Annotated in this window: 11 protein-coding genes and 1 riboswitch; of the genes, 4 read left to right on the forward strand and 7 right to left on the reverse strand. The window is 45.9% G+C overall.

Annotated elements, in window-relative coordinates; all coding sequences use genetic code 11:
* Positions 1-46: 46 nt before the first annotated feature.
* Positions 47-1747, reverse strand: coding sequence for a transglutaminase domain-containing protein (locus N5C46_RS08755; RefSeq protein ID WP_261751717.1), 1701 nt, complete (start codon positions 1745-1747; stop codon positions 47-49).
* A gap of 154 nt (positions 1748-1901) precedes the next feature.
* Positions 1902-2408: a GNAT family N-acetyltransferase gene (locus N5C46_RS08760; RefSeq protein ID WP_261751718.1), complete on the reverse strand. Its 507-nt coding sequence runs from the start codon at positions 2406-2408 to the stop codon at positions 1902-1904.
* 187 nt (positions 2409-2595) lie between these two features.
* Between N5C46_RS08760 and N5C46_RS08765 the strand changes: the two genes are divergently transcribed.
* From N5C46_RS08765 to N5C46_RS08775, 3 genes are all read left to right on the forward strand, one after another.
* Positions 2596-2979: a GntR family transcriptional regulator gene (locus N5C46_RS08765; RefSeq protein WP_261751719.1), complete on the forward strand. Its 384-nt coding sequence runs from the start codon at positions 2596-2598 to the stop codon at positions 2977-2979.
* A 3-nt stretch (positions 2980-2982) separates the two neighbouring features.
* Entirely contained in the window at positions 2983-4086 is a 1104-nt protein-coding gene (locus tag N5C46_RS08770; protein WP_261751720.1) for a DUF1648 domain-containing protein, read from the forward strand.
* 274 nt (positions 4087-4360) lie between these two features.
* Positions 4361-5779, forward strand: coding sequence for an alanine/glycine:cation symporter family protein (locus N5C46_RS08775; RefSeq protein ID WP_261751721.1), 1419 nt, complete (start codon positions 4361-4363; stop codon positions 5777-5779).
* Positions 5780-5804: 25 nt separating this feature from the next.
* On the opposite strand, the gene N5C46_RS08780 is transcribed toward N5C46_RS08775, so the two are convergent.
* The 5 genes from N5C46_RS08780 to N5C46_RS08805 form a co-directional block, all read right to left on the reverse strand.
* On the reverse strand, positions 5805-6437 hold the full coding sequence (locus N5C46_RS08780; RefSeq protein WP_261751722.1) for a GNAT family N-acetyltransferase: 633 nt from the start codon (positions 6435-6437) through the stop codon (positions 5805-5807).
* Positions 6437-7504 carry a PLL family lectin gene (locus N5C46_RS08785; RefSeq protein ID WP_261751723.1) on the reverse strand — a complete coding sequence of 356 codons (1068 nt, stop codon included), beginning with the start codon at positions 7502-7504 and terminating at the stop codon, positions 6437-6439. The genes N5C46_RS08780 and N5C46_RS08785 overlap by 1 nt, the downstream gene beginning before the upstream one ends.
* A 111-nt stretch (positions 7505-7615) precedes the next feature.
* Positions 7616-8875 carry a GTPase HflX gene (hflX, locus tag N5C46_RS08790; protein WP_261751724.1) on the reverse strand — a complete coding sequence of 420 codons (1260 nt, stop codon included), beginning with the start codon at positions 8873-8875 and terminating at the stop codon, positions 7616-7618.
* Positions 8876-9468: 593 nt separating this feature from the next.
* Positions 9469-10389 carry a methyl-accepting chemotaxis protein gene (locus N5C46_RS23220; protein ID WP_272501231.1) on the reverse strand — a complete coding sequence of 307 codons (921 nt, stop codon included), beginning with the start codon at positions 10387-10389 and terminating at the stop codon, positions 9469-9471.
* 97 nt (positions 10390-10486) lie between these two features.
* Positions 10487-10573: riboswitch (cyclic di-GMP riboswitch) on the reverse strand.
* 168 nt (positions 10574-10741) lie between these two features.
* Positions 10742-11566 (reverse strand): SDR family oxidoreductase, encoded by an 825-nt coding sequence (locus N5C46_RS08805; RefSeq protein WP_261751726.1) that lies wholly within the window; start codon positions 11564-11566, stop codon positions 10742-10744.
* A gap of 532 nt (positions 11567-12098) precedes the next feature.
* Here N5C46_RS08805 and N5C46_RS08810 point away from each other — a divergent pair.
* Positions 12099-12668 (forward strand): TetR/AcrR family transcriptional regulator, encoded by a 570-nt coding sequence (locus N5C46_RS08810; RefSeq protein ID WP_261751727.1) that lies wholly within the window; start codon positions 12099-12101, stop codon positions 12666-12668.
* Positions 12669-12704: the final 36 nt, after the last annotated feature.

Genomic DNA, 12704 nt, shown 5'->3' on the forward strand with positions numbered 1-12704 from the left:
GGGTGTTTCATTCGATTATCCTTAAAAGAGAACTGGGTCTGCCTTCCTAATACGACACACCCGTCCGTGTATGCGTCTTCTTAAATTCATTCATATCCGGGTCGAAATAATCTTCATTGAATGCAGGGACGAACTTACCGTCCTTCAAGTAACCGGATCCCCATGTCGGATCCAGGGTCACCCATTCCCCATCAAGATTCGCTTCCACCCACGCATGCCTTCCCGGGAAAATACCGCCTGCCCTGCCTTCCACGAATCTCGCCTCAATATCGCTGGCACGAAGCATGGCAATCGCCAGATACGCATAATCCTGACACACGCCGGTTTTGGATTCCAGTGTTTTCAATGCACTGTCATCCCAGTTGAAATCATCGTTTTCATACTTTTTAACATCATATGAGACATTTTTTGCCACATAATCATAGATGGCTTTCGCCTTGTCCCTGTCACTTGATTTTCCTGAAGTGACGGTTTCTGTCTGCTTCTTGATTTCAGGGGAATCCGACTGAACACCTCGGGAAGGCAGTAGATCCCGCTTGTCTTCACCTGTGGACTCCACCTCGAACTTCGCAAAGCCGAAAAACCTGAAATAATCACTGTTCTCTTCCTTGATTTCAGGTACACTGAGGGTTACTTCATACATTCCCGGCCCAAAGCGCAGGTAAAACGAATCATCAAAGTTGAAATCTTCAACAGGGATGACATCCAATGCTTCGTCCCCCCCTTTTTTGGTCGTGATATAAATATGCGACGTTTCCGGGCCGAATTCTGCTTCCGGATCAATGCTTCCTTTAATCCTGTATAGGCCATCAGACTCCTCTCCCCCAAATTGAGGAGATTCGAGGGTCACTCCCCGCTCACGATACGTATCCGCATACTCAATCGGGCTCATCACTCTGTCGGACTCGTTATCTATAAGAAGAGTGGTCGCCGTCTGGTAGTAATTTTCACGGTCTCCATCCGGAACCAGCACTTCAAGCTCGTGAACCCCTTTTCCGTAAAACAGGGGAACATCATAGTTAAATTCCCCATCCTTCACGGGGATGACATGCTTCCAGTTATCTGAATCCTTCTTTAGTCTGAGCATGATCGTGTCTTCATCCGAGAGACCCGCAGCCTCTCCTTTTAAAGAAAAGACTTCGTTCCCTTTGACATAGCTGGATTTCGTTTTTAATGACAGTTCGGCATCCTGGCCAAACGGTGTCAGGGTCACATCCCTATTGATCTCAGGATTCACATTATGGACGGTAAAAGACGCCGTATCATAGTAGTAATTTTCACGGTTCTTGCTCGGGAACTGCACAGAAACGCTATACTCACCTTCCCCGTTAAAAAAATGGATATCCTGTTTGAACTTGCCGTCTTCGATCGGTGTGTAATATTCGAGCTGCCTTCCTCCTGGCCCTTCTTCATTCGCCCTGACCTTAATCCAGGCAAAGTCCGATTTCAGATCTTGATACTTTTCAATTTCCCCCTTCACGCTCACCTTTCCATTCGCAGCGAATTCTTTATATACCGGCTCATCGATTGTGACGCCGATCTCCTCGCTATAGGATGTGAGTTTCAGAGGCTCCTCTTCTCCTATTTCATCATTCATTTTCTTTACTTCTTTTTCATACGGATTTTCTTCTCTTTTACCGTCTTTCGTTTCCCCACTGCTGGCATTCGAGTCACTGCATGCCGTCATAAACAGGAAACTGCTCAATAAGCACAGTACTAAAATCAAAAACGAACGTTTTTCCCTCATGTTTTCCTCCTCAAACTTCTGTACTATCTACACATACGAACCAGACAGATATTAGTTTCTGATTCTATTTTACTATTAATGGAGGGACGGACCTTTAAATGTGATAGCTTGTGTTAAATTTGAGACTGATTTGAGGTCCGTCCCTCTTATATGTTTATATGTGCTTATAATAAATGATGGTCGCCTCTAGTTCCCCGTAAGGCGATGTGGCGTAATCTGGTATGCGTCCTCCCTTTACGAACCCTAGGGAGGTGTACAAATGATTAGAGGGAGCTCCTTCTACTGTATCGAGAATGAGCAAGGTCCGTCCCTCTTCTTTTGCTCTTTTCTCAGCGGTTTGCATGAGTTTTTTGGCGATGCCTTTTTGGCGGAATTGGGGGTGGACCATCATCTTGGCGATTTCGGCTCTGTGGGTACCGTTTTGTTTGGTGCAAAGATGAAGCTGCACAGTTCCTGCAATGGCTTCCTCCACCCATGCTATATAAAGGATCACATGAGGACGCAGTGCATGCCCCCAGAAATCCACTGCAGTAGAATGTTCCATAGGGGATAAAAAACCTATGGACGCCCCGTCGTCCACGACTGTCCTTAATAAGTGAGAAAGCTCATCTATATGCTCATCAATGGTTGTCAGTTCTTTTATTTCCAGATTTTCATTCATTATGTATACCTTCCCCCGCGAATTTTCTTATTACTCACCTGTTCCTCTCCTCCATCGTTTCTATAATCAAGTATAACGAGTAATCATCCAAGCTTCTAACTTTTTTTGGAATTTCCGTCTTATTGTTATACACATACTATAACAATTCTGTTATACTTAACATATAACAAAACTAGGAGGTGACACTTTGTTTATCCAAATTGAACCTCAGTCGGATACACCGATTTATGCACAGGTAACAAACGGGATCATGGAAGGAATTGTCAGAGGTGAATTAATTTCAGGTGATATCCTTCCTTCTGTACGGAGTCTTGCGGGTGATCTTGGTGTGAACATGCATACCGTGAATAAAAGCTATCATGAATTGGAAAGCAAAGGAGTGATCCGGATTGTTCCGAAGTCGGGTGCCGTCATTTGTTCACCTTCCGAGGGAACGATTCCTCCGCAAAGGTTGAATCGGATTTCAGAAGAATTACGGCCGATCTTAGTCGAATCACTGGTCGCCGGCATGAACGAAGAAGAAATCACAGAATTAGTCGCGTCCATCATTTCAAACGTTAAGGGGGATTAAAAAATGGAAATGACTCTTATTTTCGTCACGGTAGGCTTTCTGGCAGCACTTCAAATGGCGGTTCCTTTCATTGTGAAGCGAACGGTGGTGTTCGGTGTAACCATTCCTGTTGATGAGGTAAAGAATAAACAACTTCGTCATTATAAAAAACTTTATGCCATCCTGACATTGTTCGTCTCAATCATCGTGTTGGCCACCTATTTCATTTGGGCATCAATGAACACCCTCACCGAGAATCAACTCATATTTGCTGGATTGTTTATGCCCTTTATCATCTTATTAATCTCGATGGCCCTTTATTTTTATTTTCATATGAAAGTGACACAAATGAAAAAGCGAGGGCAGTGGTTCAAGGACCGTAAACAGGTTCGCGTTTCTGAGTTGAACCTCAGAACGAAGGATGAAATGCTTCCATGGATCGTATATGTCATCCCCATGGTCATCACAGTCGGATTAGTGGTGTTTACTTTATTAAATTACTCAAGTCTCCCGGACCAGATCCCTACACACTGGGGACCGGATGGCAAGCCCGATGCTTTTACCGGTAAAACGTACCTTTCCGCTCTGACACTTCCTCTCGTGCTACTGGTGATGAATGCCATGTTCCTCGGGATCAATGAACTCACAAGAAATTCCGGCATCAAGCTGAGCGCAGGGAATGTCAAGTCATCCCGCGTCCGTCAGCTGCGTCTTCGAAAGTACACAAGCTGGCTCTTGTTCTTCATCTCCATCCTGGTGTCCATGCTGTTTACGTTCCTGCAGTTCACCACTTTGTACGAAAACAGCGTCAGTGACCTACTGATCATCACGATGCCACTTGCCTTCTCTGCACTTGTCCTGATAGGGACTGTCATACTCGCCATTAAAGTGGGGAAAAAGGACTCAGATCTGGATGTTGAAATCATCGATGAAAGCTCCGGTGATGTGATCAACACTGACGACGATCAATACTGGAAAGGCGGTCTCTTCTACTTCAATCCCGAAGACCCTTCCATCTTCGTCGAAAAACGCTTCGGAGTGGGGTGGACCCTGAACTTCGCAAGACCCTTGGGATACATCGTCCTTATCGGACCACTCCTCGTCATACTGATCGTGACACTATTATGATGCTGAGGGACGGACCTCAAAAATCAAGCCAAGACGTGACGCAAACGTCCAGCCGATTTGAGCTCCGTCCCTTTTGTTATGCGATTTCCACGATTTCTCTTCCTACCGGACACTTCCATTATTCACCGGAAACCAAGGTCCGTCCCTACTAAAAAAGGCTCAATCTCTGGAAATTCGACAATTGTTATGGACAGATTGTTCGGAATACTATATAAATAGTAGATGGAAACTCACAGAGAAAACGTTTACAACACGAGATGACAAGGAGGATTCTATGTTAGATGTGCTAGACAAGATTAATTCATTCTTATGGGGGACACCAAGTTTAGTACTATTATTCGGTACGGGTTTATTCTTAACATTTATGCTGAAAGGTCTTCAGTTCCGTAAACTGATGTATGCTTTTAAACTTGCTTTCACGAAAGAGAAGCCTTCCGCGTCCTCTGATCAATCAGAGGGGGACATCAGTAACTTCAAAACGCTGATGACGGCTTTATCCGCAACGATCGGAAACGGAAACATTGCCGGAGTGGCAACGGCCCTCACCATCGGGGGACCCGGGGCGATCTTCTGGATGTGGATCGTCGGCCTCCTTGGGATGGCAACGAAATACGCAGAAGCCCTGCTTGCCATGAAATACCGTGTGAAAAATAAAAATGGGGAATACTCAGGCGGTCCTATGTATTACGTAGAAAAAGGCCTTGGCAGCAAGTGGAAGTGGCTGGCCGTCGCATTCGCTTTATTCGGTGCATTCGCCGCTCTCGGCATCGGGAACAGCGTGCAGTCGAATACGATTGCAGACGTCATGAGTACAAGCTTTCACATTGACAATCTCGTAACAGGAATCGTTCTTGCCGTCCTGACAGGTTTGATCATCTTCGGAGGGATTCAGCGGATCAGTACCGTCGCTTCCTTCTTTGTCCCGGTCATGGCGTTCCTGTATATCGGTGGTTCACTTCTGATCATCGTCCTTAATTACGACATGATCATTCCTGCGTTTAAAATGATTTTCTTCTACGCATTCAATCCTGTGGCAGCTGCAGGCGGGTTTACAGGGATCATTATTTCAGAAGCGATCCGCAGCGGGGTTTCAAGAGGAATCTTCTCAAACGAAGCAGGTCTTGGTACCGCAGCACTGATTGCCGGTAATGCGAAAACCGACCACCCGGTCAAGCAGGCACTTGTCGCCATGACCGGAACATTCATCGTCACGATCGTCGTGTGTACGATGACCGGCCTCGTTCTTTTGATCACAGGTTTCTGGGATCCGACAGGCGGAGCGATATCCGGTGTCGAGCACGCTCCGAGCCTTGATGGCGGGGCATTGACGAGCGCCGCGTTTGGACATGCTCTTGGTGTGGTCGGAGAGTATATCGTTTCCTTCTCCGTCATCTTCTTCGGATTCTCCACGATTGTCGGATGGTACATGTACGGAGAGAAATGCTTCGAGTATATCACCAATTATCGATTTGCCAATTCCTACAGGCTTATTTACATTTTTGCCACCGGACTTGGGGCAGTCGCGAATCTAAACCTGGTTTGGGCGTTTGCCGACATGTCCAATGCGTTGATGATGATTCCGAATCTGATTGCCTTACTTTTACTCTATAAGGTCATCGCTTCGGAGACAAATCATTATTTCAACGAATACTTGCCGATGATGGAAGCTCAACCTAAAAGAAAAGCCAGTTAAACTAAAAACCCTGTGTGATACGTCATCACACAGGGTTTTTCATTAGGGGAACTTCATATTTACAGTGACGGCCATGGATATCGATGACTTCCTTTAACGGATATCGTTTTTGATAATAACGGTTCAGACCCTCATTGTCTGCGATGCAATCGAAACGGATGCTTTTTTCACCCGAAGTTCTCATAGCATTTTCAGCCCAATCCAAAAGGCTTGTCCCAATCCCTTTTCCCGCAAAATCCCTGTGAACCGCCAATCGATGTAAATATGCAACATCATCCCCTGCTTCCTCTCCCCAAATATCCACATCCCACTCATTCGGTGTCGATTCGAGTGTCAGGGTGGCCATCGCCTTCCCATCAAATTCGACGATATAGGTTGAATCATTTTCAATGGAAGCAATGACTTCATCTTTGTTACCTTCAAGATCTGTCAGGTAATAATCCCACTGCTTCATTCCTTTTGAACGTAACCAGCCTGCTGCATTCACCAATAACCCCAGCACTTCCTCAAGGTCTTCCTTTTTCGCCAGTCTGATATCCTGAATCTCTTCTTTCATGGCCAACCACACCCTTCCTTGTTTTACCAAATCATAACATAGTCTTGATTTCCAGGGATAAAAAAACCATCCCTCTTCACACGCAGGGATGGTTCCATTCATCAGGCATACCACTTATGCCACATATGGTCATTTCTTCCTCTGGCAAAGGCATCCACACGGTTAGGTCCCCAGGAAACGACTCCAGGTGATGAACGCACGCCTCCACGTGGTGCACCAAGATCCTCCCAGTTGCTCCAACGGGAACCGTTCCACCATTTATGCCACATATTGTTGTTGTCTCCACGGACGAAGGTGTCGATTCGATTGGCTGCCCATGAAGATGCTGCCGGAGCCCCTTCGAATCCTCGAGGCGGCGATCCGAGATCTTCCCAATTACTCCATCTTGAACCGTTCCACCACTTATGCCACATCCGGTCATTGTTTCCACGTACAAAGCAATCGATCCGATTTGGTCCCCATGATACTGCACCCGGTGAATCCCTCAGGCCGCCCCTTGGAGCGCCAAGATTCTCCCATTGACTCCAGTTTCTGCCGTCCCACCATTTATGCCAAAGATTATTGTCGTATCCTTGGACGAACACATCCAGACGATTGGCTGACCATGATGACACTGCCGGATCTCCCTTGAAGCCACGCGGGGGCCCTCCAAGGTCTTCCCATTCACTCCAGCGGGAACCGTCCCACCATTTATGAAAAAGAATATCCCGGTTCCCTCTGACAAAGGTGTCAATCCTGTTTCTGCCCCACGATACGGCAGCAGGCGAACTCTTCAACCCCCGCCTTGGAGCTCCGAGGTCCTCCCACTCACTCCAGCGGGAACCGTCCCACCATTTATGATACATTCTGTCGTTTTCACTTCTGACAAACGTATCCAGCCGGTTGGCCTGCCAGGATGCAACGGCAGGGGAACCCTTCATCCCACGCGGCGGTGCACCAAGATCCTCCCATTCCCTCCAGTTGGCCCGGGAGTCAAATGGATCCGTGTAGACCTGCTCTTGGGCATATCCCTGATAAGGATGATTCTGCGGATAGTAATCATAGGGTGGAATGTATTGCTGATAAGTATGTGGTAAGAACATATCTTCATAATCGTTTCTTACTTCTGCTCCAAACGGGTAACACTCATACGCTGTTGGATAAACAGGATAGCGTCGTTGAAAAAACATACTGCATCCCTCCTCAAGCTTACTGTATGCAGAAGCCCAGATATTGGAGTATGTCCATTCCTCCTCAAAAAAAGAACCCTCGCCACAACAGGTGGTGAAGGTTCATATCACTTAAATGATATAGTCTTTAAATCTTTCAGCATCACTCGTCTTGCATTCAAGGGTCAGCTTTGTTCCATTTTCTTCATATTCCGTTTCTAACACAGTGGCATTCTCATTAAAATACGATATCAACTGCCCCTTATCAAACGGAATCAACATTTGACAGCGTTTATAGTCTTTAAATATATAGCTTTTTACGACCCCAAGGAGCTCGTCGATCCCGATTCGATTTTTCGCGGAAAAATAGATGCGGTCCTTCTCTACTCTCGGCACTTCCTCATCAACCAATTCAGCCTTGTTGAATGCATAAATGATGGGAATGTCACCAGTCCCAAGTTCATCAAGGGTTTGATCCGTCACCTTCATCAATTTCTCGTAATGAGGATCTGAATAATCCACCACATGAACGATGAGATCCGCTTCCACCACCTCTTCAAGGGTGGAACGGAATGCCTTGACCAGCTGATGGGGGAGTTTGTTTACGAACCCGACCGTATCTGTCAGAAGAAATTCCTTTTTGTCCGGTAAGGTAATGTTTCTGACCGATGTTTCCAGGGTCGCAAATAACATATCCTTCTCGAATACCTGCTTGTTTTCATTTGGATGAAAGGTTTCGACGAATGCATTCATGGTCGTCGATTTACCCGCATTCGTGTACCCCACCAGGGAAACGACAGGGATTTCACTCTTTTTACGCTGTTTCCGCTGCGTCGTTCTCAAGTCAACCACTGAATCCAGTTCTTTATTCAAGGCTGTGATTTTTTCTTCAATCCGGCGGCGGTCAAGCTCAAGCTTCGTTTCACCGGCTCCACGGTTGGCAAGCCCTGACCCTCCTCCTTGACGGCCAAGCGATTCCCGGCGTCCTACCAGACGGGGCAGCATGTATTGCAGCTGTGCCACCTCGACCTGCAGCTGGGCTTCACGGGTTTTCGCCCGTTCTGCAAAGATATCGAGAATCAGCATCGTTCTGTCCATCACCCGGACATCAAGCTTTTCCTCGAGGACCCGGATCTGAGAAGGCGCAAGTTCATCATTTGTAATCAAGACATCCGCTTCCCATTCTTCAAGGAGCGGCAGCAGTTCATCAATCTTCCCTTTTCCGATATAGTGCACGTGATTCGGCCGGGGCAGGTTTTGAGTCAGTTCCCCCACGACATCGATCTGCCTGGCATCGGCCAACCCTTTCAACTCGAGCATTGAATACTCAAAGTCATTGTTCTTATCCTTCGTATTAACGCCTATGGCGATGGCTTTTAATCTTTCTTCCATTACATAGTCACTTCCTGTTTGTTTATTTTGGTCATGATGGTGCAGAAAAAAACACAGGCCTCCGCCTGTGCTTTTTGTAAATGGATTTGAATATACCAATGGCACGAGAAGAAGACCGCATTTTCCCCTGGCGTGTTTTTATGATTAATGATTAAACACACACTAGCGCCTCTCGGTAAGTATTCAATTCTATTTTTAAGAGAGTGCTATGCGCACTCCCTTCCTTCATTCCACGTTAAATGAAGAATTCCTTTAAAAATAGTCAGACCAATCCCATTTACCCTGCACACAGGCAGAGCCTTTGAACTTATTCAATTAAGCGTTCAAATTGCGGATGCGTAGTCTGATCAAAATCAAAAGGAAAACCTCCATTTCTCATATGTTACCCCCATTCTACCACACCCCGTGATGGATGGGAAGATATGGTTTGAGGGACGGACCTCCAAAACCATTAATTATGGATCCTCCAATGGATATTTTGAGGTCCGTCCCTCACCACGTTACCCCACTAAAGAAAAGAACCCCCAATCCTTCCCCTTTCCCGGTTGATTCACAAACGGAATGAGGTAAAGTTGGAGGTCCGTCCCTCAAGCTTAGAGGATATCTTTGAAGTCCCGTGCCTGCAGGTCGAGTCGTCGGGCTGCACTGCCGATTTCTTTGAAGGCGAGGACGGCCTGTTGGTTGCGGTCCTGGTTATTTGAAATGCCTGATTGTGACCGGACCGTTCCTTCATTGATTTTTTTGATTTCGCCTGTGATTCCTTCCACATGGGCGTTCACTTCCTGAATGGAATCCTGGACCCTTGTGGCAAGCTTTCTCACTTCACCTGCTACCACATTGAATCCTCTCCCATGTTCTCCGGCACGTGCCGCTTCAATGGCGGCATTCAGTGCAAGAAGATTGGTTTGAGTCGCAATCTCCCTGATCGTCTTGACGATATTCCCAATCGAATGTGCCTGCAGAGTAAGAGACTCCAAGGTTTTCATATTTTCATTTGAGTCTTCGACCAGTTTACCGGTGGCCGTAGCCGCTTTTTCACTTCTCTTGATCCCCTGCTCGGCTTTTTCACTTAACTCTTCAGACATCTTCTGTAATTCAGAAGCGACCTTTTCAATCGTTGTTTCCCGTTTCGTAATATCCGTCGCGATCTTCACAACACCTTCAAGCTTTCCTTCTTCGTTATAAACTGGTGTGTATGTAGCCTCCAGCCAAAGAAGTTTCCCAGTCTTCGTGACCCGCAGGATTTTCTCCTGAAAGCTTTTCCCACTCCTTAAATCCCGCCACAATTTTTTATAATCCAGACTTCCGGCAAACTCCGTCGTGCAAAATGTCTGATGGTGCAACCCGATCATTTCTTCTGCATCATATTCCATCGTCTTTGCGAAATTCCCGTTTACCCATAACACATTTCCGTTAGCATCGAATTCAATCATGGCAAGCGATTTTTCAATGGCTCCAAGTAATGCGGACTCCCCAAACACTTGGGTACTATTTCTTGATTTTGTTTTCAGCACTTCGCAACACTTCCTCTTTTTCAACAAAATTAGTAGAGACTAAACAAATATGTACCACAGAGAAATAGGTCGTGTTTAATAGAGGCTCTCCGCTTGGCAGTGTGCTGGCCGGTTGCGCCACTCGCTCCCATTCACAAACAGCGCCCACTTTATCAAGTGAATGATCTATGCTTCCAACTCATATATTTGTAAGACTATCCTACTAGTTAGACCTCTATTTAACAACTATTATCCTCTGAATTTTATAAATTTTCTTCTATTTATATATTTAAACAAAAAAAGACCCCCATTCCACATGCAACCCTTTGGTGCTAAGGTCGCCTTAAGATTGGAGGTCCGTCCCTCAAAACTATTATTCAGTTCCCTTTTTCCACTCTTCTTCTTCGATCAGCATTTTCCCCGGCCATGTGTAAGCCATGATGCCTCCGTCTGCTGTGATGTCTTCACCTGTCACGTAGGAGCTGTCATCCGATGCGAGAAACAGGGCAACCGCAGCCATTTCTTCAGGTCTTCCCAAACGGCCCATCGGGGTGATCCACTTATTGGCTTCCCTGAATTTCTCGCCCATCTTATCCTGTTTGCTCCCGACAAGATCGTCAATCAGAGGTGTCTCGATTGTTCCTGGCGAAAGGGAATTCACACGGATGCCATGTCTCGCATAATCAATAGCCATGGCCTTCGTAAAGTTGATAATGCCTCCCTTAGCAGCATTGTAGCCAGACCGGTCCAAATCTGCGGCTTGCCCGGACATGGACGCTGTATTAATAATGGACCCACCGTTTTCAAGCATAAGCGGGATTAGATATTTGCTGCATAAAAAGGTCCCTCGCAAATCCACTGCGATGATCCGGTCAAATAGTTCGACTGGATATTCATGCACTTTTCCACCCTGTTCATCGACCCCCGCGTTGTTAAAGAGGACATCGATCACACCAAATTTCTTCTTTATCTCTTCAGCAAACGACGTGACACTTTCCTCACTGGATACATCGAGTTGAAATGCCATTGCATTTCCGCCCTCACTTTTGATCTCGTCCACTGTTTTATTCATTTCCTCCTCATTCACATCTGCACAAACCACAGTCGCTCCTTCCTGCGCAAACACTTTGGCAGTCGCTGCCCCGATCCCTGTTGCAGCTCCAGTAATCACCGCAACCTTATCTGCTAGCCTTCTCATAAAGTAAAACCTCCTTGAAATATCTCATGGAGAGTATTTTCCCTTTATGTGAAATAGTAAACATAGAGAGGGACGGACCTCCACAGTGCCTGTTTCATCCTCGAATGAAAGGCATTTGGAGGTCCGTCCCTCTTAAAAGAACCTAGATTAGCATCCCAAAGTACTGCAAACAGCATCTTTCAATAAAGATACAAGATTGCTGTTTGGAGCCAAGATTGATACCAACAACCAAGCGACCAGCAATAGTACGGCAATTAGAAAGGTAACAAGACCTAACGGCATATAGAATCCCCCCTTTCTATTCATGACTCTAGTAAGTGAGCTCTCTTACAAACTTATTCTATGAAAAATTGATAGAGTTGGACCGGCATTTATAATAGAAAAGAAAAAAAGGGCCATACCCCTTCTTAACAAAACCTTCACAAATAATGGGTATTTCGTGTGATTGAGAACACTTTCACATGGGTATACACTATACTGGAATGAACATTCATTCCGCATTACCGTTATGAAAGGCTGAGTTGGTATGTCAATGGCATTAAATAAGCGGGACAGCATTGTAGCGAGTTCACTGGTTCTATTTGCAGAGCGGGGTTATGACGCCACGACAATTCCCATGATTGCCTCGTCCGCAGGCGTGGGAGCAGGAACCATCTATCGCTATTTTGAAAATAAAGAAGTCCTTGGGAATACGATTTTTCAAGAATATGTGAAGATTTTTACGAATACGGTGGAAAATGATTTCCCTTATGAGCAGTCGATACGGAATCAATTTCATCATATTTTCCAATCGATGATTCAATTTACAAAAGAACAGAGTCAGGCGCTCTACTTCATCCGAACACACAGCAGCGCCCATTTCCTTAATGAAGAAAGTCACACATGCTTCGAAGAACTGTTGAATCTATTTAAATGCTTCTTCGATTCTGGTAAAGAGAAGAAGGTCATCAAGAATCTGCCTTCGACGGCTTTGATCGCCATCCTTTATGGTGCCTTTCTCGAGCTTCAGCGGCTTGTCCGGATCGGGGAATTAGAGCCTGATACCTCCATGCTTTCAGATGTAGAGGAAAGTATGTGGGACGCTGTTCGATTACATATGTGAGAAGCGATTCGTTTCTCACATCCCATGCGGAATGAA

This window comes from Rossellomorea vietnamensis (assembly GCF_025398035.1).
GTDB classification, from domain to species: Bacteria; Bacillota; Bacilli; order Bacillales; family Bacillaceae_B; genus Rossellomorea; species Rossellomorea vietnamensis_B.

Coding starts and splice junctions, on each gene's coding strand:
- N5C46_RS08755 (WP_261751717.1), bottom strand. CDS start 1,747: ATGAGGGAAAAACGTTCGTTTTTGATTTTAGTACTGTGCTTATTGAGC.
- N5C46_RS08760 (WP_261751718.1), bottom strand. CDS start 2,408: ATGAATGAAAATCTGGAAATAAAAGAACTGACAACCATTGATGAGCAT.
- N5C46_RS08770 (WP_261751720.1), top strand. CDS start 2,983: ATGGAAATGACTCTTATTTTCGTCACGGTAGGCTTTCTGGCAGCACTT.
- N5C46_RS08775 (WP_261751721.1), top strand. CDS start 4,361: ATGTTAGATGTGCTAGACAAGATTAATTCATTCTTATGGGGGACACCA.
- N5C46_RS08780 (WP_261751722.1), bottom strand. CDS start 6,437: ATGAATGGAACCATCCCTGCGTGTGAAGAGGGATGGTTTTTTTATCCC.
- N5C46_RS08785 (WP_261751723.1), bottom strand. CDS start 7,504: ATGTTTTTTCAACGACGCTATCCTGTTTATCCAACAGCGTATGAGTGT.
- hflX (WP_261751724.1), bottom strand. CDS start 8,875: ATGGAAGAAAGATTAAAAGCCATCGCCATAGGCGTTAATACGAAGGAT.
- N5C46_RS08805 (WP_261751726.1), bottom strand. CDS start 11,566: ATGAGAAGGCTAGCAGATAAGGTTGCGGTGATTACTGGAGCTGCAACA.
- N5C46_RS08810 (WP_261751727.1), top strand. CDS start 12,099: ATGGCATTAAATAAGCGGGACAGCATTGTAGCGAGTTCACTGGTTCTA.